Here is a 22035-nt window from a genome sequence, read left to right as displayed (position 1 = left end):
CCCGCCCGGTCAGGCCAGCTTCGCCGTGAGGGTGATCGGTACGGCCTTCAGGGCCTGGCTGACGGGGCAGCCGACCTTGGCCTCCTCGGCGACGGAGAGGAACTTCTCCTCGTCGAGTCCGGGAACCGTGCCCTCCACCGTGAGGTGGATGCCCGTGATGCCCTCGCCCGGCTGGAAGGTGACATCGGCGGAGGTGACGAGCTTGGTGGGCGGCGTGTCGTTCTTGGCCAGCATGTTCGAGAAGGCCATGGAGAAGCAGCTGGAGTGGGCGGCGGCGATCAGCTCCTCCGGGCTCGTCCTGCCGTTGGCCTCCTCGGCGCGCGAGGCCCAGGTCACCGGCTGCTGGCCGATGGCGCCGGAGGAGTCGAAGGTGACGACACCGTTGCCCTTGAGGAGGTCGCCTTCCCAGATGGTGTGTGCGGAACGCGTGGTAGCCATGTTTCTTCCTTTCGCCGTGCCTTCACAAGGACTTGCGGCTCCATCCGATCACATTCCGGGTCACCGCACGCGGAACACCGGCCCACACGCGGTGAACGGCAGCCGGGCGCCCTGGGGAATCAGATAGGCGTGCTCGCGCCGCACCCTGAGGACGTCGCACCAGCCGTCCGTGATGATCAGCACCGGCGCGTCGGGCGGGAAGTCGTCCGCGCGGTGCAGCAGATCGATCCCCGGCTGCAGGACCGTACCGCCACGGCCGTGCACCCGCACCCGCTCGGCGATCTCCGTGACCGGCAGATAGCCCGCGTCGTGCGGGGCCGCGTCGCAGAACACCACGCGGGCCGCGGGCACGTCCCGGGCCTCGGCGTAGGAGGCGATGGCGCCCAGCGCCTTGCCGAGCAGGGTGTGGTTCATCGATCCCGAGGTGTCCAGGACGACGCCGAAGGTGCAGCGGGGCACCTCCTCGGGCGGGAAGTACCGTCCCGCACGCGGGATGCCGGGGGTGGAGGCCTGGCGCCGGGCGGGCCGGGCGTACGACCTGAGCGGCTCGGGGCGGGGCACGAACTCGTCGAACCAGCGGGCCAGTTGCGCGTCCCAGGGCAGCGGCGGATGGCTGAGCGCGCGGATCTCCTCGATCAGCCCGCCGGGCAGGAGGCCGCGCTCCTGGCGCTGGTGCAGGTCGAGGCCGTGGGCCAGGCCCCGGCGGTAGAACTCGTCGAGGTCGGCATGGTCTCCGGGCGCGCCGAGCGGGCCGCTCAGGATGTCGCCGACGCCCTTGCCGCGCAGGGTGGCCAGGCGCCGGCTCCGGCGCAGGTCGCCGGCGATGCGGTCGTAGACCTCCTCGGCGGACAGCCCGGCCGGCTCCGGGTCGTGGAGCAGCCCTTCGGGCATGGTGCCGATCCGCATCTCGCGCAGCCAGGCGTTGATCACGTAGTCGCAGGCGACGTTGAACAACTGCGGGTCGCGGGTGCCACAGCGGTCCTGGTGGCGCAGGGCGGCGTGCAGCATCTCGTGGGCGAGGACGAACCGCCACTGTTCGTCGTCGTAGCGGCACAGCGGGTTGATGTAGATCTCCCCGGACAGCGCGTCGACCGCGGCGATCGCGATGCCGTGCGCACGGGCGAACTCGGCGTCGGCGACCAGCCTGATGCCGGAGGCGATCCCTCCGAGCAGCGGGTACGACGACACGAACCAGCTCAGCGCCCGCTCCCAGGGCCGCCGCTCGGTGGGGCCGCCGGTCATGGCGTCGCGGCGGCCGCCTGCCAGGTCCATCGCGGTGGACAGGGTGCGGGTGAGGGCGTGCGCGAAGGCGAGCTGCCAGTCGGGCACCTGGCCGTTCCAGGAGCCCCAGTCGACCAGCAGCTGGTCGGACTCCTCGCGCCGGTACGCGGCCGGGATGCCGTCGCGGCGCCACAGGGCGGTCAGGCGCTCCTCGTCGCCGTCCGGGTAGGCGGCGGGCAGGTCCTCGGGCGGGCGGCCGACCTTGAAGGTCAGCAGGAACCGGTCGACGACCGCGCAGCGCGCGGCCCGCTCGAACCGGTCGGGCTGGACGCGCGCGCCGTCGGCTGCGGGGACGTGCCCGAAGCCGAGGTGGATCAGCGCGTGGGCGATCGCCCAGGCCCAGTCGGCGGGCTCGGCACGGGCGGTGGGGTGCAGATGGACGGTGCCGTTGGAGTCGACGCGGGCGAGGCCCTGCCGGGGCGCGGCCCGGCACTCGGGGTCACGGCAGGTCCTGGCCTCCAGCGCGGCGAGCGCGGGGTCGGCCCGCACCGTGCGCAGGCCCTCGGCGCACGCCTCGGCCGCGGGGTCGCGCTCGGCGGCGGCCTTGGCCTTGGGTCTGGCGGGGCTCATCGCCGGGCCTCGACCAGCCGGGGCATGTCGCGGGCCGCCTCGACCAGGAACCAGGAGGGCAGCACGGGGTTGCCGTCGGCGTCGGACGCGATCACGCTCTGGGCGACCTCGACGGAGATCTCCGCGAGCTGCACCAGCAGGGACTTGGCGCGGTAGGCGGTCTGCCGGCCGTTCGCCGACAGGTGCTCCTTGGAGACGGGCAGCTCCTTGAGCAGCCGGCCGCGGAACGACTCGGCCAGGTAGTAGAGCAGGTCGCGGTCCTCGACGCGGCTGGGCCAGCGGGCGTCGCCCCTGAGGACCGCCTCGATACCGAAGCGGCTGCGCACGATCTTGACGTAGCCGCAGAAGGCGGTGGCGTGCCGGGGGGTGAGCGTGCCGTGCGCGAGGACCTTCAGGGTCTCCTCGTCGAGGTCCGCGCCGAAGGAGTGCAGCGCGTCGGAGAGCATGTGCCAGGAGCGCGGGGTGGAGAACGGCTCCTCGGTCTTGGGCGGCTTGGCCCACAGGTGGTCGGGCCGGTCGGTCAGGTGGTCCAGGATCCAGGGGTGGATGCCGTTCTTCGCCGCCCACACCAGCCAGTCCTTCGGCGAGGCCTCCAGATGGACGTGGGTGAGCCGGTTGACCAGCGCGGACGCGATCGGGCGGGCGAGGGCGTTGTCGGTGGAGCGGTTGCCCGCGCCGATGACGATCGAGCCCGCGGGCAGCTCGTAGTTCCCTATGCGGCGGTCCAGGATCAGCGAGTAGAACGCCTTCTGCACGTCCGGCGTGGCCGCGTTCAGCTCGTCCAGGAACAGGCAGTACGGCTCGTTCCGGGCGATCGCCTCGGGCGGGCAGAACACCGACCGGCCGTCGCGGATCTGGGGGACCCCGATCAGGTCCTCGGGGGCGAGCTGGGTACCGAGCAGGCTCACGCACTCCAGCCCGAGGGACTCGGCGAACTCCCTGACCAGGGAGGACTTGCCGATGCCGGGCGCGCCCCACAGGAACACCGGCCGGACGGCGGCGAGGCCCAGCAGCAGGTCGGGGACACGGGCGGGAGTGACGGTCACGGCGGCCTGCAACGCAGGGGCTCCTCGGGGCGACAGGGGGCGTAGGCACTCACAGTGTGTGCGTACGGCCCCCTGCCCGCAGCCGAATTTCAGGCGGTGCGCTGCCTCCTGGCAGCCAGCCACGCGTACACGAGGACGCCCGCGAACAGGAACAGCACGCCCTGGTAGACGGCCGCGTACCCGGCGCCCGCGACCAGCCACATCGAGAAGCCGAACGCGACGGCGGCGACCAGGGCGTCGCGCAGCAGGCGGGCCTTGTCCACCTGCTCGCCCCTGACGAGGTGGAAGATCTGCGCGGCGGTCGCCAGCAGGTAGGGCACGGTCGCGGTGAAGGTGGTGACGAGGACGAGGATCTCGAAGACCTTGGCGGTGCCGGCGGTGTAGTTGTAGACCGTCAGCAGGGAGGCCAGGACGACCGTGACGGCCACGCCGACGGTCGGCACGCCGCGCTTCCTGCGGGCGAAGGCGGCCGGGAACAGGCCGTCCTTGGCGGCGGCGTACGGCGTCTGGGCGCTGAGCAGGGTCCAGCCGTTGAGGCAGCCGGTCATCGACACCAGCGCGGCCAGGGCGACGGCCCAGCCGCCCCAGCTGCCGCCGAACATGGCGTTCACGGCGTCGGAGAAGGGGGCCGAGGAGTCGACGAGCTCGTCGTGGGCGACCGTGCCGAACACGGCGAGGGTGCCGAGCAGGTAGACGAGGGCGGCGCCCGCGGTGCCGATGACGGTGGCGCGGCCGACGTTGCGCCGCGGGTCGCGGACCTCGCCCGCGCTGACGGCTGCGGATTCCACGCCCAGGTAGGAGAAGAGCAGGATCGCGGCGGAGGCGGACACCGCGCCGATCGCGCTGTCCCCGCTCGCCCGGAACGGGCCGAGGTTGCCGGCGTCGAAGAAGAACAGCCCGCCGACCGCGACGAGCAGCAGCGGCGCGAACTTCAGCACGGTGGAGACGAGCTGCACGGCACCGACGTAGCGGGTGCCGGCGAAGTTGGCGAGCGCGGGCAGCCACTGCACGGCGAGGGCGGCCAGGCAGGCGGTCCATCTGTGGTCGTTCACCGGGATCAGCACGTCCAGGTAGCCGACCGCGGCGACGGCGAGGGCGGCGTTGGAGACCCAGGTGGTGATCCAGTACGACCAGGCGGCGAGGAAGCCGGCGAAGTCGCCGAACGCCTCACGGGCGTAGACGTAGGGGCCGCCCGTGCGCGGGTCGCGCTCGGCCAGCCGGCCGAAGACCAGGGCCAGGGCGATCGCGCCGACGGTGAGCACACCGAAGGAGACCAGGCTGATCGTGCCGAAGGGGGCCACGGAGGCCGGGAGCAGGAAGATCCCGCCGCCGATGATGTTGCCCATGACCAGGGCGGTGGCGACGGGGAGGCCGAAGCGGCGGGCGTGCCGGCTGGTCGGTGCCGTGGGGTTCGCCTGCTCGGGGGCCGGAGCCGGTGCGGTGACGGTTCCGGAGTCGTGCATGGGGTGGTGCGCCTCTCATCGAACTGACGCCCGGGATCGCCGGGACGGCGCCCATGGTCGGGCACCGTCCGGCGGCTCTCCAAATCACGCGGTTTTGTCCTGTACGACCCCGTCCGGCACCGGAAAAGGTGCGATGTCGCCCGTTCCCGGCCGCGAATCGTCCAGCACCTGGGGGCCGTCGGACTCCCGCAGCCAGCGGCGCAGCACCCGGTGGACCTGCTCGGCACCGGCGATCTCCCCGGGCGGCGGGGTGAGGGCGAGCGGGGACAGCAGGAACGCCCGGCCCTGCTCGCCGCCGAGGCCGCCGTGGGAGCCGATCTGCTCCTCGAAGGCCAGCACCTCGCCGTCGGCCGGGTCGTGGAAGGAGTTGACCATGATGTCGGCGGTGTGCGGGAAGGAGTGCGTGCGCCGTACGGCGTCGGCGGCGCCGGAACCGAAGCCGGCCAGCGGGCCGCGTCCGTCCACCAGCTCGGCGACCGGGATCTCGGCGCCGTACGCCCCGAGCACCACCCCGCCGTGCTCCTCGCTGCGCACCAGCAGGAAGCCGATGCCGGGGTGGTTGGCGAGGGTCGGCAGCAGCGCCGGGTGGCGGGCGTCGATCTCCTCCTTGGTCATGCGGTGCGGCACGTCCGGGAAGGACACCAGGCCGAGGTTGCCGGAGGCCAGCACGACCGGCTCGCTGCGGCGGGCGGGGCGGTACTCCTCGGCGCCCTCCTCGACCGGCCGGCGCAGCGCCGCACGGACCGCCGCGCGCGCCTCGGCGCCACTGTGGGTGCGCTGCGCCCGGCGCGGCACAGGAAGGCCGCAGCCGGCCCGCACGAGGTCGCCGAGGGTGAGACCGTAGCGGGCGCGGAACGTTTCACCCGGGCTCTGGCCGTGGTCGGAGAGCACCACCAGGCGGTACGGGCGCGGCGCGTGCTCGGCGACGTTCTCGATCAGCGCCAGCGAGCGGTCGAGCCGGGCGAGGACCTGCTCGGCGTCCCGGCTGTGCGGCCCGGAGTGGTGCGCCACCTCGTCGTAGGCCACGAGATCGGCGTAGACGGCGGTGCGCCCGGCGAGCAGGTCGCCCGTCACGGCGGCGACCACGACGTCCCGCTCGACGACGGTCGCGAAGGCACGGATGAACGGGTACAGGCCGCCGCGGCTCACCCGGGGGCGCTGCCGGCGCAGCCGGGCCCGGACGGACTGGACGATCTCGCGGCCCACCTCGGCGACGAACGACAGCGCGGTGCGCACGGCGTTGGCCGGGTCGGAGAAGTAGGCGAAGTACCCGGCCCGGGACCGGGTCTCGCGGCTGCGCCGCCGGGCGGCGATGGACAGCACCAGGGCCTGCTCGTCGGCGCCGCCGCTGAACAGGTTGCCGCGGCTGGCGCCGTCCACGGTGAGCAGCCCGCCGTCCCCAGTGCGCTCGACGGCCCGGCGCTGCAGCTCCACGGCGCTGGTGGGCCGGTTGCACACCATGACGACCTGGCTCTCCTTCTCGTACCAGCGGAAGGCCGGCACGTCGAAGTTGCTGCCGTGCAGGATGCCGAGCTGGCTGGCGCCGGTCTGGCTCGACCAGTCGGTGCGCCACGGGGTGAGCCGGTGGGTGGCGGGCGCGCCGGGGGCGCCGTGCAGCCAGCGCGCGACGGTCGGCATGAGCCCGTTGGCGACGGCGTCGGCGAGCACGTCGTGGCCCACCCCGTCCAGTTGCAGGAAGACGGTGCCGGGGCTGGCGGGGCCGGGCACCGGCAGGGCCCGGCGGCGGCGGTCGGCCAGCCGGTACAGGCGGCGCCGGTAGGCGTCGTCGTCGCGGACGGCGAGGGCGGCGCCGGTCGCGGAGGCGACCGCGGACATGACGGCGGCCACCACCACGGCCGTCTCCCAGGCCGCACCGCCCCGCTCGGCCGGGTTCAGGCGCAGCGCGAGCAGCAGCAGCCCGCCGTTGAGGAAGAACACCAGCAGGCCCAGCACCAGCGCGGGCACGAGCAGCAGCAGCCGCACCAGCAGCGGCCACACCAGCGCGGAGAGCACACCGAAGGCGCCCGCGCCGCACGCGGCCGTGACCGCGATCCGGGTGGCGCTGTCGCCGTCCGGGGACTGGAGCTGGAAGTCGGGCAGGATGCCGGCGAGGACGAGCATGGTGAGCGTCGACACGGCCCACACCGTGGTGCTCCGGCCGATCTGGCTCACGACCCGTCGCCAACGCCGTCCCAGCACCCCGCACACACCTCACGTTCCGTACCCGTCCCCGCGGCGGGCCCGGCATCCAGCCTGGCACACGGTGCCGCGGAACCGGCTGGTCCGCCGGGTGACATTCGAAAGTGCGGGCCACCGGCGGACGTGTCCGGGCGGGCGCCCCCGGGCTCAGCGGCCGTCGTAGCCGGCGGTGGGCATCGACAGCCTCCGGTGCACCACGGCCTTCATCCGGGCGTCGTACGCCGGTTCGGCGCAGCCCACCGTCTCCAGGCGCACCCCGCGCCGGGCGCACTCGGCCGTGAACTCCTCCAGGGAGGCGAGCGCGCAGCGCAGCACGCGCGGGCTGGGCGCCACGAACAGGTCGAGACCGGGGCGCACCCCGTCCCACAGGGCGCGGTGGTCGGGCCGCAGCCCGCGTACGAGCAGCTGGCGGGCGACGACGTAGCCGCGCTCGGCGGCCCAGCGCGCGCACATGGCGTGCTGTCCGCGGGAGTCCACCAGGAAGGGGTCGGCCTCCAGTTCCTCCAGCGGCGTCAGGCCGGCGATCGCCGTGACCTGCGCGACCGCCGCGTCCGGCCGGCCGAAGGCACCCCGCGTCTGTCCCATGGCGTCCCCCTCACCTCAGGGTTTCGCCGCCGACCCTACTCCTGCACGTAGGCTTCGGGGGAGTCGCGCGAAAGGGGCGGAAGGGTGCCGGTGGAGATCACCTGGTGGGGGCACGCCACCTGCACGGTCGCGGACTCGGACGTACGGGTCCTCACCGACCCCCTGTTCGCCCGCAGGCTGGCGCATCTGCGGCGCCGCCGGGGCGCGTTGCCGCCGCCGGACGCCTGGCACGCGGACTTGGCGCTGGTGTCGCATCTGCACGCCGACCATCTGCACGTGCCGTCGCTCGCGCGGCTCGCGCCGGGCACGCGCCTGCTCGTGCCCCGGGGCGCGCGCCGTGCGGTGCCGTCGCTGCGCCGACTCTCCCATCTGCGGATCGAGGAGGTGGGGCCCGGTGACGAGACGCGCGTGGGCGACCTCCTCGTACGGGCCGTGCCCGCGGCGCACGACGGACGGCGGCTGCCGGTGGGGCGGCACCGCTCCCCCGCGCTCGGCTATGTCGTCGAGGGCGAGGCACGCACCTACTTCGCCGGGGACACCGGCCTGTTCGACACCATGGCCAAGGAGGTCGGTCCGGTCGACGTGGCCCTGCTGCCGGTGGGCGGCTGGGGCCCCTACCTGGGCGAGGGGCACCTGGACGCGGGCCGGGCCGCCGAGGCGCTGGCGCTGCTGGGGGCGGCGAGCGCGGTGCCGGTGCACTACGGGACGTACTGGCCGATCGGGATGGACGCCGTGCGCCCCCACGAGTTCCATACGCCCGGCGAGGAGTTCGTGCGCCTCGCCGCCTCGCGGGCGCCGCAGGCGGCGGTGCACCGGCTGGGGCACGGGGAGAGTGTGCGGCCGGAGGTCACGCGGTGAGCCTTCTCGCGGCCGCGTCCTCGTCGGTGCCGCCGGAGTCGACGCAGCAGGCCATCGGCTATCCGACGCTGTTCCTGCTGGTGTTGGCCGGGGCGCTGGTCCCCGTCGTGCCGACCGGGGCGCTGGTGTCCTCCGCCGCGGTGGTGGCCTTCCATCAGACGGCGCCGTTCGCTCTGGCCCTGGTGTTCGTGACGGCCTCCGTCGCCGCGTTCCTGGGGGACGTGGCGCTGTACTGGCTCGGGCGGCGGGGGCTGAAGTCGAAGAACGGCTCCCGGTGGCTGGAGGCGATTCGGGCCCGGGCGCCCGAGGACCGGCTGGAGCAGGCGCAGGTGAAGCTGGCCGAGCACGGGGTTGCCGTGCTGGTGCTGTCGCGGCTGATGCCGGCGGGGCGGCTGCCGGTGATGCTGGCGTGTCTGCTGGCCCGGTGGCCCCTGCGGAGGTTCGTGCGCGGGAATCTGCCCGCGTGCCTCGCCTGGGCCGTGACGTATCAGCTGATCGGCATTCTCGGGGGGTCGCTGTTTCCCGAGCCGTGGGAGGGAGTCGTCGCGGCGGTTGGGCTCACGCTGGTGATCAGTGTTGCGCCAAGTGTCTGGAAGCGGGTTCGGGCTGCCGGGTGACGCTCGCGTCGCGGGGTGTCGCGCCGTCGTGGCTTGTCGCGCCGTCGTGGCTTGTCGCGCCGTCGTGGGGTGTCGCGCCGTCGTGGCTTGCCGCGCCGTCCCCGCGCCCCTAGAAGTCGGCGCTCTTCAGCACCCTTGAAGCGCCTACGGGCAGGTCCCACAGGTCCTCCCTCGCCAGGCCCGCCTCCTCCCACGCCCTCCGCACGCGGGTCAGCGGCTCCAGCACCGGCTCCGCGGACAGGATGAACGTGCCCCAGTGCATGGGGGCCATCCTGCGGGCGCCCAGGTCCTGGGTGGCGCGGACGGCCTCCTCCGGGTCGCAGTGGACGTCGCTGAGCCACCAGCGGGGGTCGTAGGCGCCGATGGGGAGCAGGGCGAGGTCGATGCCGGGGTAACGGCGGCCGATGCGGGTGAACCAGTGGCCGTAGCCGGTGTCGCCGGCGAAGTAGACGCGCTGTCCCCCGGCGTCGGTGAGGACCCAGCCGCCCCAGAGGGAACGGCAGGTGTCGGTGAGGGTGCGCTTGGACCAGTGGTGTGCGGGGACGAAGTCGAAACGGACCCCGGACACTTCGGCGGCCTCCCACCAGTCCAGCTCGGTGACACAGGTGAAGCGGCGGCGCTGGAACCAGCGTCCGAGGCCGGCCGGCACCAGCACCGGGGTGTCGCGCGGCAGTCGGCTCAGGGTGGGCGCGTCCAGGTGGTCGTAGTGGTTGTGGCTGATGACGACCGCGTCGATGTGCGGCAGCGCGCTCCAGGCGACGCCCACGGGTGTGACACGGGGCGGGGTGCCGAGGATGCGGCGGGACCACACGGGGTCGGTGAGGACGGTCAGGCCGCCGATGCGCACCACCCAACTGGCGTGCCCCGCCCACGAGACGGCGACCGTGCGGGCGTCCACCCGGGGCAGCGGCCCCGGTTCGAAGGGCAGCCGGGGGATGTCGGCGAGACCGTCGGCGCCGGGGCGCACGGCACCCTCGCGGGCGAAGCGGGCGAACGCCTTGAGGCCGGGCAGCGGGGCGGTCAGCCGGTCGTGGAAGGTGCGCGGCCACACGCGCCGCTCGCCCAGCGGACGGGGTTCGGCGAGCGGCGGGAAGGGCGGGGCGAGGGGCGACTCGACGAGGGATGCCTCGGTCAGCGGCGTCTCGGTGAAGGGTTTTTCGGTGAAGGGCGTCTCGGTGAAGGGCTTCTGCGCGAAGGGGGTTTCGGTGACGGCGGACTCGGTGAGCGGGGCGGCGGCTTCCCGCGCGGGGGCGCTTTCGCGGGGGCCGGCACTCGTGGTGGTCGACTCGGACTGCTGCGTCATCGAGGAGGCTCCCATCGCTGAGCGTCGTCGCGGAGTTCGTCGAAGACCGTCTTCACGGTGATCAACGCACGGTGCACGTGTGGCAGTTCCAGGGGCGAGGGCGCATCGAGGCACCGCGCGCGCTCCTCGTCGGTGCCGCCGAGCAGCGGTCCGGTCGCGAGCCGTACGCGCAGGGCGGCGAGGTCGTCGCCGAAGCGCTGGCCGCCGGGGGTTGGCATGCCGAGCCGGGCGGCGAGGAAGTCCTCCAGCTCCTGGGCGTCGCCGACGCCGTGGGCGGACAGGGCGGCGCGCAGCGGGCCGAGGTCGGCGTAGAGGTGGCGGCCGGCCCGCGGGGGCCGGGCGAGGGCGCCGGCGCCGACGACGGCGTCGTACAGGGCGGCGGCCACCCGCGCGTGCAGCCCTACGGCGGCGGTGACGCGGGTGGTGACCGGCTCGGGTTCGGCGAGGGCGTAGGCGGCCGCGGCGGCGACGGGTCCGGCGACGCGGGCGCCGAGGGCGGTGAGGACGTCCAGCACGCGTGCGCGCAGGCGGGCTCCGGCCGGGTCCCCGGGGAAGCGCGCGACGGCGGCCGGCCAGCCCGACGGCAGCAGCGCGCCGGCCAGGTCGGTGACGACGGTGACCCGGCCGGGGAGCATCTCGGCGGGGCTGAGCAGCAAGGTGTCGGGCGGGCAGTGCACGGCGGCGGACGCGGAGTGCACGGTGCCCGTATGGGAGTGCACGGTGTCGCGCCAGGTCTCGTCGCTGACCAGGTGCAGGCCCTCCCCCGCGGCGGCCTCGACCGCCTCGTGCAGCACCTCGGGCGGGGCGACGGTGCCGGTGGGGTCGTCGGCGACGGACAGCACGAGCAGCCGGGGGTCGCCGCCCTCCTCGCGGACCCGGCGCACGGTCTCCAGCAGGGCGTAGGGGTCGGGCACTCCTCCGCACTCGGCGGGGGTCGCGACGTGGAAGACGGGCCTGCCGAGGAGGCGTGCGTACGGTGCCCACCAGGCGGCGCAGGGCCGGGGCACCAGGACGTCGCCGCCGAGCGCGGCGGTCAGCGCGAGCAGCAGGGACGGGGCGCCGGGGCCCGCGGCGGCGTGCTCGGGCGCGGTGGGCAGTCCGCGGCGCTCCCAGTAGCCGCAGGCGGCGTCCAGCAGCGCCGTGCCGCCGCCGACCGGCTCGGCGCCGCCGCGTCCCGCGGCCGCCGCGAGGACCGCGCACAGCTCCGGCAGCACCGGCAGCCCGTCGTCGGGCGACGGCGGCCCGTACCGTACGGGGCCGTGGCCCTCCGCGTCCGCCGCCCACCGCATGCCCACCTCCGCATCCTGCCGCCGCTGTCGTCCGCCCGCATGCCGGGTGCCCTGGCCGGGCGCGGAACCGGCGCTCGTGTGGCCCGTGGGGCTCTGTGTACCCGGCGCGGGGCGCGGTCAGGCGTCCTTGGCGGGGTTCCTGCGGTGCAGGCGGTAGGCGGCGCCGCCGAGTGCGCCGGTGATGAGGAGGCCGCCCGCGACGAGTGCGGGCACCGAGTCGGTGAAGGTGCCGCCCTCACCGGCCCGTACGCCGTGCTGGACGGGGGCGGGCGGCGGGCAGGCGGAGCCGTGGGAGGACTGGTGGGAGGGCTCGGGGCAGGGCGCCGGGCAGGCGGAGCCGTGGGAGGACTGGTGGGAGGGCTCGGGACAGGGCGCCGGGCAGGCGGTGCCGTGGGACGACTCGGGACAGGGCGGCGCACTGGTGGCGCCGCCGCCGTCCTTGGTCACGGTGAAGGTGGCGCTCCAGGGCGCGCCCTGGCCGCCGGGCGCGGCCGGGCAGGTGCCCTCGACGGTCCAGGCGGTGTCGGGTCCGAGGCCCGCCGGCTCGCTCTCCAGGGCCTCGGCGGGCGCGATCCGGGCGGTGCCCCGGTAGGCGGGTCCCGAGAGCTCGTCGTCGTTGCCGGGGACCAGGTGCAGGGCGACGGTGCCCTCCTCGAAGGCCTCGGAGGTGGCGTCCATGGTCGCGGGCGGCGACCCGCCGACGGGGTCGCAGGAGACGGACACGGTGATGCTGCCGCCGGGCGACACAGCGGCGGGGCTCACCTCGGCGGCGGGTTCGGCCGCCACCAGCGGCACGGCACCGGTCAGGGCGGCGCCGGTGAGGGCGACGACGGACAGGACTCGGGCGGTGCGGCGCATACGAAGGGCTCCTCGGGCCGGCGGGCTGCGGGGGCACGTCGTTCGCGCCCCCGCAGCCATCACAGCCCGCCCTGCCCCGCCCCGCGCGCGGCCGGACCCCATCGGTGGGACCCGCACGCCCGACCGGGTGAAGCGGGGCCGGATCAGGCGGCGTCGTCCAGCACCTGTTCCCTGAGCCGGTCGCAGCAGCGGCTGATCAGCCGGGAGACGTGCATCTGGGAGATGCCGAGCTGCTCGGCGATGCGGCTCTGGGTCATGTCGTCGAAGAACCGCATGTAGAGGATGGCGCGCTCGCGTTCGGGGAGGGCGGCGAGCCGGGTCCTGACGGCCTCGCGGTCGACGACGGTGTCGAGGGCGGGGTCCGGGGCGCCGAGGGCGTCGCCGAGGGAGTAGCCGTCCTCACCGCCGGGCAGTTCGGCGTCGAGGGAGAGGGCGGTGAAGCTCTCCAGGGCCTCCAGGCCGACCTTGACGTCGCCCTCGCTCAGACCGGTGTGCCCGGCGATCTCGGCGACGGTCGGGGTGCGGCCCGCGGGGCTGAGCTCGCCGACGGCGACACGGACCCGGTTGCGCAGGTCCTGGACCCGGCGTGGCACGTGCAGGGTCCACATGTGGTCGCGGAAGTGGCGCTTGATCTCTCCGGTGACGGTGGGCACGGCGTAGCTCTCGAAGGCGTTGCCGAGTGCGGGGTCGTAGCGGTCGACGGCCTTGACCAGGCCGAGCGCCGCCACCTGGCGCAGGTCCTCGTAGGACTCGCCGCGGTTGCGGAAGCGGCCGGCGAGCCGGTCGGCCATGGGCAGCCAGGCTTCGACGATCTGCCCTCGCAGGGTGTCGCGCTGCGGCCCCGGGGGGAGCGTGGCGAGGGTGCGGAAGGCCTGGGCGGTGTCGGGGGCGTCGTCATGGGGGTGGCGCTTCGCGGCTGCTCGGGTGCGCATGGTGCGTCGCAACTCCCTTGTGTGTGCTCTGGGGTGGACGGTCACCGTGGGGAGCCTGGCCGTGGCCGGGCAGCGTGCGCGGGGCTGCGGCGGGCCGCTTCCACGGACGTGCCTCCGGTCCGAAGCACTGAGGGTGCGCCTGCCCCGGCCCCGGGGGCGCAAACCAGGCCGCGGGTTTCCGGGCGGGGTGCGGGGTGACTCGGCAGGGCACGAAGCCCGGTCCGCTGTCCGTCCCGTCCCGGGAGGTTCCGTCATGAGCACCAAGGTCTCCGACCATGTCCTGTCACGGCTGCGCGAGTGGGGGGTCGAACATGTCTTCGGCTACCCCGGCGACGGCATCAACGGCCTGCTCGCCGCCTGGGGCCGGGCCGAGGACCAGCCGATGTTCGTGCAGTCCCGGCACGAGGAGATGTCGGCGTTCGAGGCGGTCGGCTACGCGAAGTTCAGCGGCAGGCTCGGAGTGTGCGTGGCGACCTCGGGGCCGGGGGCGATCCACCTGCTGAACGGCCTGTACGACGCCAAGCTGGACCATGTGCCGGTGCTGGCGATCGTCGGCCAGACGCACCGCACCGCGATGGGCGGCTCCTACCAGCAGGAGGTGGACCTGCACTCGCTGTTCAAGGACGTCGCCTCCGACTTCGTGGAGACGGTGACCGTGCCCGAGCAGCTGCCGAACGTCCTGGACCGGGCGATCCGCACCGCGTACGCGCGCCGCTGCCCGACCGCGCTGATCATCCCCGGCGATGTGCAGGAGCTGGACTACTCGCCGCCCACGCACGAGTTCAAGATGGTGCCGTCGAGCCTGGACCGCAGCGCGTGGACGGCGGTCCCGTCGGACGAGTCGCTGCGCCGGGCGGCGGAGATCCTCAACTCCGGTGACAAAGTGGCCATCCTGATCGGCCAGGGCGCCGCGGGCGCCGTCGACGAGGTGCGCGACGTCGCCGAGACGCTCGGCGCGGGCGTGGCGAAGGCGCTGCTCGGCAAGGACGTCCTCAGCGACGAACTGCCGTACGTGACCGGGTCGATCGGGCTGCTGGGCACGCGCCCGTCGTACGAGCTGATGCGGGACTGCGACACGCTGCTGACCATCGGATCGTCCTTCCCGTACACGCAGTTCATGCCGGAGTTCGGCAAGGCGCGCGGGGTGCAGATCGACATCGACCCGCACATGGTGGGGATGCGTTACCCGTACGAGGTGAACCTCGTCGGCGACGCGCGTGAGACGCTGCGCCGGCTGATCCCGATGCTGCGGGGCGAGGGCCGCGGCCGGGAGTGGTTCGACACGGTGTGCGACAACGTGGCGCGCTGGCACGAGGTGATGGAGCGGCGGGCCGGTCTCTCGGCGGACCCGATCAACCCGGAGTATGTGACGCGGGCGCTGGACCCGCTGCTGCCGGAGAACGCGATCGTCACGTCCGACTCGGGGTCGGCGGCGAACTGGTACGCGCGGCACCTGAACATGCGGCCGGGCATGCGCTCGTCGCTGTCGGGCACGCTGGCGACGATGGGCTGCGGGGTGCCGTACGCGATCGGCGCGAAGTTCGCGCACCCGGACCGGCCGGCGATCGCGCTGGTCGGGGACGGCGCGATGCAGATGAACGGCATGGCTGAGCTGATCACGGCCGCCAAGTACGCCGGCCGCTGGCAGGACCCGCGGCTGGTGGTGGGCGTGTTCAACAACCACGACCTCAACCAGGTCACCTGGGAGATGCGGGCCATGGAGGGCGCGCCGTCCTTCCTGCCCTCGCAGGAGCTGCCGGACGTGCGGTACGCGGCGTTCGCGCGCTCGCTGGGCCTGACCGGGATCCGGGTGGAGAAGCCGGAGGACGTGGAGGCTGCCTGGCGGGCCGGCCTGGAGGCGGACGGGCCGGCGGTGGTGGAGTTCCTCACCGACCCGGCCGTACCGCCGATCCCGCCGCACTCCACCTGGGAGCAGATGGAGGCCACGGCCGCGTCGATCCTGAAGGGCGACGCCGACCGCGGCTCGATGGTGCGGCAGGGCTTCAAGGCGAAGGTGCAGGAGTTCCTGCCCGGACGGGCGAAGAAGTAGCGGGCTGCGCCGCCTCCGCCGTGTCCTCGGGCAGGAGCAGGTCCTCGTACCAGCCGAGCGCCAAGACGACGCCGAGCAGGACGACGGGGATGAGCACCGCGAGTACGACCATGGGCTTTCCTTCCCCAGGCGGATCCGTGGGGGGTTCTGGCCGGGTCTCCCCCGATCCGGCCGGCAAACCCCGGTGTCGTCGGAGCGGGGCCGGGTACGCGGTCGGCGACTGCCGACGATCTGGAGGAGTCATGCAGCGAGGCAGCGACCGGATGAGCGCACACCGCGACGACGAGATGAAGCACCAGCTCCAGGGCCTGCTGAGGTCGGGCCACCCCACGCGGGTCGAGGAGTGGCACGATCCGGAGCCTGTCGCCGAGGACGACCCGTGGATCGCGGGCGGCCCCCATGTCCCGGCCTCCGCGGCCGAGGCCCGTCTGGAGCTCGGCCGGGTCCTCGGGCGAACCGCGTTCCCCGCGGGTCCCCGGGAGCTGATCGGCCTGCTCCGCGACCGGCACGCGCCGGACGCCCTGATCGAGCCGTTGCACCGGCTGCCGCGTTCCGCGCGCTACCGCAACGTCCAGGAGCTGGCCGAGGCGCTGACCGGCGAGGGACGGGAAGGAGGCCGGTGATGGCCGAGTTCGTACGCGAGGTGATGACCCCGGGCGTGGTCGCCGTACGCCCGGACGCCTCGTTGGCGGAGGCCGCGCAGCTGATGCGCGCACAGGACATCGGGGACGTGGTGGTGGCCGAGGGCCAGCAGGTCGTCGGGGTGCTCACCGACCGTGACATCACGATCCGGGCCGTGGCCGAGGGCATCGACCCGTCGGCGATGAGCGTGCGGGCGGCCTGCACCCCGCACCCGGTGACGGTCGGCCCGGCCGAGACCGTGGCCACGGCCGTCGCGCTGATGCGCGAGAAGGCCGTACGGCGGCTGCCTGTCGTCGAGGACGGGATGCCGGTCGGGATGGTGACGCTCGGGGACCTGGCGATGGCCGAGAACCCCGACAGCGCGCTGGCCGCGATCAGCAGGGCCGACCCGGACGAGGAGCCTGGCGCCGGCCGGTACGGCCGGGGGCCCGTGTGAGCCGGGACCGGGCCGCCGAGATCTCCGGGACGGGCGTCACCGTGGACGTGGGTGACGCCACCGTCCGCTATCTGCTGTACGGGCTGCTGCCGAGCTGGTTCGTTCCCGGCCTCGCGGACTGGCTGATGCACCGGCGCACCCGGATCGAGGAGACGACGGGGACGAAGGAGTCCGCCGTCCACTCACTGATGATGGCCGAGGTGGGTGTGCCGATCGCGCTGACCCTGCGCTACGAGGTCAACCCGCTGCTGCTGACCGTGCAGTTGGCGGGTGCCGCCGCCCATGAGGCGACCGCGCTGTGGGACGTGCGGATGGCGACGCGCAGCGAGCGTGAGGTCAAGCCGATCGAGCAGCACATCCACAGCTTCCTGGAGTCGCTGCCGTTCGGCGCGCTGTCCGCGCTGATGTGTCTGCACGCCGACCAGGTGAAGTCGCTGCTGCGGGGCGGCCGCGGAAGCCGGGACGCGTGGCGTCTGGTGCCGCGCGATCCACCGCTGTCGCGGGCCTATCTCGCGGGCATCGGGGCCGCGATCGGCACCTGTGTGCTGCTGCCGTACGGCGAGGAACTGCTGCGCTGCCTCAGGGTGGCCCGGCGGAACAGGAAGCGTGCCGAGGAAATCGACGAAGCCGAGGAAATGGAGTGACCACATGCGGATCGCGTTCCTGACGGCGCCCGAGGGCGTCGAGCAGATCGAGCTGACCGATCCCTGGAAGGCGGCCGAGGAGGCCGGCCACCAGCCGGTGCTGGTGTCGACCGAGGCCGGCCGGGTACAGGCGTTCGAGCACCTCGACAAGGGGGACACCTTCCCCGTGGACGAGGTGGTGGGCGAGGTGGCCGCGGAGTCGTTCGGCGCGCTGGTGCTGCCCGGCGGGGTCGCCAACCCGGACTTCCTGCGGACGGACGACAAGGCCGTCGCGTTCGTGAAGGAGTTCTTCGACCGGGGCCGCCCGGTGGCCGCGATCTGCCACGCGCCGTGGACGCTGGTGGAGGCGGACGTGGTGCGCGGCCGGGTGCTCACCTCCTGGCCGAGTCTGCGCACCGACATCACCAACGCGGGCGGTACCTGGGTCGACGAGCAGGTGAAGGTGTGCGACCACGGCCCCAACAAGCTGGTCACCAGTCGTAAGCCGGACGATCTCAAGGCGTTCTGCGAGACCTTCCTGGAGGTCTTCGCGAAGGAGAACGGCTGAGCATCGGAGACGGCCTGCTCAGCCCCGCAGGACGGCTGAGCGGGCCGTGACCGCGCGCGGACTCCGGGCCGCGGGGACCGACTCCCGGTTCCCGCGGCCCGGAGCGCTGTGCAGGACCGGCCCGGGCCGAGTCCTGGGCTGCGGGAGTCCTGGGCCGCGGTTGTCGGCAGGAGCCTGGCCTGCCGCTGTCAGCCGCCCGCGCCGCCCGCTCCCGGGCCCCACTTGCCGACCGGGGTCCGGTCGGGGCCCGACGGCGTGCGCTCGCGCGCCCCCTCACGGGTGCGGGAGGGGGAGACGGACCGTCGCGGGTTGCGGCGGAGGTACTCGCCCTCCAGTTGCGCCATGCGCTCGTTGTGGGCGCGCAGCGCGTCGTTCGAGCCGTACAGCAGGGTGTCGTGGCGCGTGCGGTGGATCGTCTCCAGCTCTTTCATGAGCTGCTGGTCGTCCAGCCGGCCCGGTTCGACTCCGGTCATCGTGGTGCCCCGCTCGTCGTGTTCGTCCATATCTGCCGGGTACCCGCCCGACGCGTACCGCACCACCGAACGGCCTCCGGGAGGGAGCCATGGACCTCGCTTTCCTGCACCCACTGTACGAACAAACCGGCCCCTGGGCCTCCGTGTACGTCGACACCTCCCGGCACACGGAGGGCACCCCGCACGAGCGGCATCTGACCGCCGAGGCGATGGCCCGCGAGCTGGCCCGGCAGGGCGCGGACGAGGCCACCTGCCGGGCCGTGCGGGACGCCCTGGAGCAGTTGCGGCACTCCTCCGAGCCCCATGGGCGTGCCCTGTTCGCCCGTGCGGGTGAGGTCGTGCTCGACCCGTCGCTGGCCCGGCCGCCGCTGGGCGACCGCGCGGAGTGGGCGCCGCTGCCGCGCGTCTCCCCGCTGCTGGAGCTGACCGGGGAGGACCCGGTGTGCGTGGTGGCCTACGTCGACCGCAAGGGCGCCGGCTTCGAGCTGCGCAGCGCCCTGGACCGGGAGCCCGCGGGCACCGTCGCCTGGCGGCAGTGGCCGGTGCACCGCACCAGCAGCGCCGACTGGTCCGAGCGGCACTTCCAGCTCAGGGTGGAGAACACCTGGGAGCACAACGCGGCGGAGATCGCCGACGCGCTGTCCGTCTGCCAGGAGGAGACGCGGGCCGACCTGCTGATCCTGGTGGGCGAGGACCGCGAGCGGCGCTCGGTGCGCGAACGGCTGCCGCAGCGGCTGGCCGGCCGCGTGGTGGAGGCCCCGCACGGCGCGGGCAGCCGGCTCCTCGACGCGGACGTGGAGGAGGCCCGGACGCGGCATGTGCGCGAGCGCACCGAGGCCGCGCTGGACCGGTTCATGGCCGCGCGCACGCCGGACGACGAGGGCCGCGCCGCAGCGGCCGAGGGCGTCCCGGCGCTGGTCGAGGCCGCGCGCGAGCACCGGATCGACACGCTGGTGGTGCGGCCGGACGGGCCGGACACGCATCGCGAGGTGTGGATCGGGGAGGACCCGGACCAGCTGGCGGTGCGCCGCACCGATCTCAAGATCCTCGGCGAGCAGCACTCGTGGGCGGCGCGCGCGGACGACGCCCTGATCCGCTCCGCCGTCGCCACGGGCGCGCCCGCGCTGTCCCTGGCGCCGCTGGAGGCGGCCCGGCGCGACGACGTCCCGTCCGGCGGACTGGGGGCGCTGCTGCGCTGGAGGTGACCGGCGCGCGAGGAAGGCGGGCGGAGCGGGCCCGCGACGGCGGCACGATCCGGACGACAGTCCCCAGGGCCTGTCCGACGCCGCGGCGCACGCGGGAATGGTCAGACAGCCCTAGCGCGCCCGCTCCACCCGTCGTTCGTCCCACACCGGCTCCGGGGTCTCCCGGACCCGGCCGTCGCTGCCGAAGACCAGGAAGCGGTCGAAGGAGCGGGCGAACCACCGGTCGTGGGTGACCGCCAGGACCGTGCCCTCGAAGGCTTCGAGTCCCTCCTGGAGCGCCTCGGCGGACTCCAGGTCGAGGTTGTCGGTGGGCTCGTCGAGCAGCAGGGCGGTCACGCCCTGGAGCTCCAGCAGCAGGATCTGGAACCGGGCCTGCTGGCCGCCGGAGAGCCGGTCGAAGGTCTGCTCGGCCTGGTTGGTGAGCTCGTAGCGCCGCAGCCGGGACATCGCCGCCCCGCGGTCCTGGGCGTGCTCCTTCCACAGGATGTCCAGCAGGGTGCGGCCCTGGAGCTCCGGGTGGGCGTGCGTCTGGGCGAAGTGCCCGGGCACGACGCGTGCACCCAGCTTCCACTGCCCCGTGTGCGCCACGTCCTCGCCGGCCAGCAGCCGCAGGAAGTGCGACTTGCCCGAGCCGTTGGACCCGAGGACCGCGACGCGTTCGCCGTAGAAGACCTCCAGGTCGAACGGCTTCATCAGGCCGGTGAGTTCGAGCCCGGCGCAGGTGACGGCCCGTACGCCGGTCCGGCCGCCCTTCAGCCGCATGGTGATGTCCTGCTCGCGCGGCGGCTCGGGCGGCGGTCCGGCCTCCTCGAACTTGCGCAGCCGGGTCTGGGCGGCGGCGTAGCGGGAGGCCATCTCGTGGCTGACGGCGGCGGCCTGGCGGAGGTTGACCACCAGCTTCTTCAGCTGGGCGTGCTTCTCGTCCCAGCGGCGGCGCAACTCCTCGAAGCGGGCGAAGCGTTCGCGGCGGGCCTCGTGGTAGGTCGCGAAGCCGCCGCCGTGCACCCAGGCGTCGGCGCCGGCCGGGCCGGGCTCCACGGAGACGATCTTCTCGGCGGCACGGGCGAGCAGTTCACGGTCGTGGGACACGAACAGGACCGTCTTGCGGGTCTCCTTGAGCCGCTCCTCCAGCCAGCGCTTGCCGGGCACGTCGAGGTAGTTGTCCGGCTCGTCGAGCAGCAGCACCTCGTCGGTGCCGCGCAGCAGCGCCTCCAGCACCAGGCGCTTCTGCTCGCCGCCGGACAGGGTGCGCACCAGCCGCCACTGCGCCTTGTCGTAGGGCACGCCGAGCGCGGCCGTGGTGCACATGTCCCACAGCGTCTCGGCCTCGTAGCCGCGCGCCTCCGCCCAGTCGGACAGGGCCTGCGCGTACTTCATCTGGGCCGCCTCGTCGTCCACGGTCATGACCGCGTGCTCGGCGGCGTCGACGGCCTTCGCCGCCTCCCGGATGCGGGGCGTGGCCACGGAGACGAGCAGGTCGCGCACGGTGGTCTCGTCGCGTACCGACCCGACGAACTGCCGCATCACACCGAGGCCGCCACTCACGGTGACCGTGCCGCCGTGCGGCTTGAGCTCCCCGGAGATCAGCCGCAGCAGGGTCGTCTTGCCGGCGCCGTTGGGTCCGACGAGGGCGACGACCGCGCCCTCACCCACCCGGAAGGACACATCGCCGAGCAGCGTCCTCCCGTCGGGGAGGTGGTACTCGAGGTGCGCGGCTTCCAGATGTCCCATGGTCAGGCATTGTGCGGGCGGGCCGCACACCCGGGCAAACCGTTATCCGGTCCGGCCGCGCGCGCGTCTCACCCGGAGGTGTCGTCCAGGGGCCGGCCGGCCGGACCGCCCTCCGTGCCCGGGCCCACCGCCGCCACCATGGCGCCGGCCCAGGAGAGCGCCTTCCAGCCGTCGCCCGGTGAGCCCTCCAGGGCGACCACGCCGGTGTTGTCCAGGCCGTGGGAGGCGGCGAAGTCCACGTCGACGTTGGCGGCGCGCGCGGCCGTCCAGAGCCGGATCACGGCGCCGTGGCTGACCATGGCGACGGTGCCCGCGCCGTCGGCGGCGGCCTCGGCGACCACGGCGTCGTAGCGGGCGAGGACCTCGTCGCCGGTCTCACCGCCCGGCATCCGCAGTCCGGTGTCGCCGTTCATCCAGGCGACCACGGTCCGCAGATAGCGCTGCCCGTCCTCGGTGCCGGCGGGCAGCATCTCCAGCTCGCCCGCGAACACCTCGCGCAGTCCGTCGCGGACCAGGACGTCGAGCCCGCGCGCGGCGGCCAGCGGCGCGGCCGTGCGCCGGGTGCGGGTCAGCGGGGAGGCGTAGACGACCGCGACGTCCTCGTCGGCGAGGGTCCCCGGCAGCAGGGCGGCCTGCCGCTCGCCCAGCTCGGTCAGGTCCGTGCCCGGGTACGCGGTGTCGAGCAGGAAGTCGAGGTTGGCGACGGTCTGGCCGTGGCGAACGAGAAGCAGACGCACCACCTCAGCGTACCCGCACAGAACCTTCACACGGCTGACGAACCATCAGTCCACATGTCGAAACGGCGGTCTCAGAATGCGGCCGCACGGCATACGGTGGCGTCAGCCGCTCCGGCACCTCGGGGGGCGGA

The 22035-nt window shown here is 74.0% G+C and carries 21 protein-coding genes; 8 read left to right on the top strand and 13 right to left on the bottom strand.

The window, feature by feature from the left end:
- Positions 1-9 precede the first annotated feature (9 nt).
- The 6 genes from ACIGXJ_RS29315 to ACIGXJ_RS29290 form a co-directional block, all read right to left on the bottom strand.
- Entirely contained in the window at positions 10-438 is a 429-nt protein-coding gene (locus ACIGXJ_RS29315; protein WP_399651480.1) for an OsmC family protein, read from the bottom strand.
- A 60-nt stretch (positions 439-498) separates the two neighbouring features.
- Entirely contained in the window at positions 499-2289 is a 1791-nt protein-coding gene (locus ACIGXJ_RS29310; protein WP_399651477.1) for a hypothetical protein, read from the bottom strand.
- Entirely contained in the window at positions 2286-3347 is a 1062-nt protein-coding gene (locus ACIGXJ_RS29305; protein ID WP_399651474.1) for an ATP-binding protein, read from the bottom strand. The genes ACIGXJ_RS29310 and ACIGXJ_RS29305 overlap by 4 nt, the downstream gene beginning before the upstream one ends.
- A gap of 77 nt (positions 3348-3424) precedes the next feature.
- A complete protein-coding gene (locus tag ACIGXJ_RS29300) occupies positions 3425-4798 on the bottom strand; it encodes an amino acid permease (RefSeq protein WP_399651470.1) in 1374 nt (457 codons plus the stop codon).
- Positions 4799-4882: 84 nt separating this feature from the next.
- Positions 4883-6997, bottom strand: a complete 2115-nt coding sequence (locus ACIGXJ_RS29295) for a phage holin family protein (RefSeq protein ID WP_399651467.1) — start codon at positions 6995-6997, stop codon at positions 4883-4885.
- Positions 6998-7144: 147 nt separating this feature from the next.
- The gene (locus ACIGXJ_RS29290) at positions 7145-7582 is read right to left on the bottom strand and encodes a hypothetical protein (RefSeq protein ID WP_399651464.1); all 438 of its coding nucleotides are present in this window, start codon (positions 7580-7582) and stop codon (positions 7145-7147) included.
- 84 nt (positions 7583-7666) lie between these two features.
- Between ACIGXJ_RS29290 and ACIGXJ_RS29285 the strand changes: the two genes are divergently transcribed.
- Complete coding sequence (locus ACIGXJ_RS29285) at positions 7667-8440, top strand: MBL fold metallo-hydrolase (RefSeq protein ID WP_399651461.1); 774 nt, start codon at positions 7667-7669, stop codon at positions 8438-8440.
- Entirely contained in the window at positions 8437-9057 is a 621-nt protein-coding gene (locus ACIGXJ_RS29280) for a DedA family protein (protein ID WP_399651458.1), read from the top strand. Before ACIGXJ_RS29285 ends, ACIGXJ_RS29280 begins: the two co-directional genes overlap by 4 nt.
- 109 nt (positions 9058-9166) lie before the next feature.
- Here ACIGXJ_RS29280 and ACIGXJ_RS29275 read toward each other — a convergent pair whose 3' ends face one another.
- The 4 genes from ACIGXJ_RS29275 to ACIGXJ_RS29260 form a co-directional block, all read right to left on the bottom strand.
- Complete coding sequence (locus ACIGXJ_RS29275) at positions 9167-10474, bottom strand: MBL fold metallo-hydrolase (RefSeq protein ID WP_399651455.1); 1308 nt, start codon at positions 10472-10474, stop codon at positions 9167-9169.
- The gene (locus ACIGXJ_RS29270; RefSeq protein ID WP_399651452.1) at positions 10357-11649 is read right to left on the bottom strand and encodes an aminotransferase class I/II-fold pyridoxal phosphate-dependent enzyme; all 1293 of its coding nucleotides are present in this window, start codon (positions 11647-11649) and stop codon (positions 10357-10359) included. The genes ACIGXJ_RS29275 and ACIGXJ_RS29270 overlap by 118 nt, the downstream gene beginning before the upstream one ends.
- 117 nt (positions 11650-11766) lie before the next feature.
- Positions 11767-12507, bottom strand: a complete 741-nt coding sequence (locus ACIGXJ_RS29265; protein ID WP_399651449.1) for a hypothetical protein — start codon at positions 12505-12507, stop codon at positions 11767-11769.
- A gap of 143 nt (positions 12508-12650) precedes the next feature.
- Positions 12651-13439: an RNA polymerase sigma factor SigF gene (locus ACIGXJ_RS29260; protein WP_399651446.1), complete on the bottom strand. Its 789-nt coding sequence runs from the start codon at positions 13437-13439 to the stop codon at positions 12651-12653.
- A gap of 253 nt (positions 13440-13692) precedes the next feature.
- Here ACIGXJ_RS29260 and ACIGXJ_RS29255 point away from each other — a divergent pair, with 253 nt between their 5' ends.
- From ACIGXJ_RS29255 to ACIGXJ_RS29235, 5 genes are all read left to right on the top strand, one after another.
- The gene (locus ACIGXJ_RS29255; protein WP_399651443.1) at positions 13693-15489 is read left to right on the top strand and encodes a thiamine pyrophosphate-requiring protein; all 1797 of its coding nucleotides are present in this window, start codon (positions 13693-13695) and stop codon (positions 15487-15489) included.
- Positions 15490-15731: 242 nt separating this feature from the next.
- A complete protein-coding gene (locus ACIGXJ_RS29250; RefSeq protein WP_399651440.1) occupies positions 15732-16112 on the top strand; it encodes a DUF2795 domain-containing protein in 381 nt (126 codons plus the stop codon).
- Positions 16112-16567, top strand: a complete 456-nt coding sequence (locus ACIGXJ_RS29245; protein WP_399651437.1) for a CBS domain-containing protein — start codon at positions 16112-16114, stop codon at positions 16565-16567. The genes ACIGXJ_RS29250 and ACIGXJ_RS29245 overlap by 1 nt, the downstream gene beginning before the upstream one ends.
- Complete coding sequence (locus tag ACIGXJ_RS29240; protein WP_399651434.1) at positions 16564-17211, top strand: diguanylate cyclase; 648 nt, start codon at positions 16564-16566, stop codon at positions 17209-17211. The genes ACIGXJ_RS29245 and ACIGXJ_RS29240 overlap by 4 nt, the downstream gene beginning before the upstream one ends.
- A 4-nt stretch (positions 17212-17215) precedes the next feature.
- Positions 17216-17758: a type 1 glutamine amidotransferase domain-containing protein gene (locus ACIGXJ_RS29235; protein ID WP_399651431.1), complete on the top strand. Its 543-nt coding sequence runs from the start codon at positions 17216-17218 to the stop codon at positions 17756-17758.
- A gap of 188 nt (positions 17759-17946) precedes the next feature.
- Here ACIGXJ_RS29235 and ACIGXJ_RS29230 read toward each other — a convergent pair whose 3' ends face one another.
- A complete protein-coding gene (locus ACIGXJ_RS29230) occupies positions 17947-18261 on the bottom strand; it encodes a DUF6158 family protein (protein WP_399651428.1) in 315 nt (104 codons plus the stop codon).
- Positions 18262-18320: 59 nt separating this feature from the next.
- On the opposite strand from ACIGXJ_RS29230, the gene ACIGXJ_RS29225 reads away from it, so the two are divergent.
- Positions 18321-19436 carry a Vms1/Ankzf1 family peptidyl-tRNA hydrolase gene (locus ACIGXJ_RS29225; protein ID WP_399651424.1) on the top strand — a complete coding sequence of 372 codons (1116 nt, stop codon included), beginning with the start codon at positions 18321-18323 and terminating at the stop codon, positions 19434-19436.
- A 111-nt stretch (positions 19437-19547) separates the two neighbouring features.
- Here ACIGXJ_RS29225 and ACIGXJ_RS29220 read toward each other — a convergent pair whose 3' ends face one another.
- The gene (locus ACIGXJ_RS29220) at positions 19548-21167 is read right to left on the bottom strand and encodes an ABC-F family ATP-binding cassette domain-containing protein (RefSeq protein ID WP_399651421.1); all 1620 of its coding nucleotides are present in this window, start codon (positions 21165-21167) and stop codon (positions 19548-19550) included.
- Between the two features lie 68 nt (positions 21168-21235).
- Positions 21236-21904, bottom strand: coding sequence for a histidine phosphatase family protein (locus ACIGXJ_RS29215; protein WP_399651418.1), 669 nt, complete (start codon positions 21902-21904; stop codon positions 21236-21238).
- Positions 21905-22035: the final 131 nt, after the last annotated feature.

It is taken from the genome of Streptomyces sp. NPDC053367 (genome assembly GCF_044545925.1).
Lineage (GTDB): Bacteria > Actinomycetota > Actinomycetes > Streptomycetales > Streptomycetaceae > Streptomyces.
This window is presented reverse-complemented; position numbering and strand designations above follow the sequence as displayed.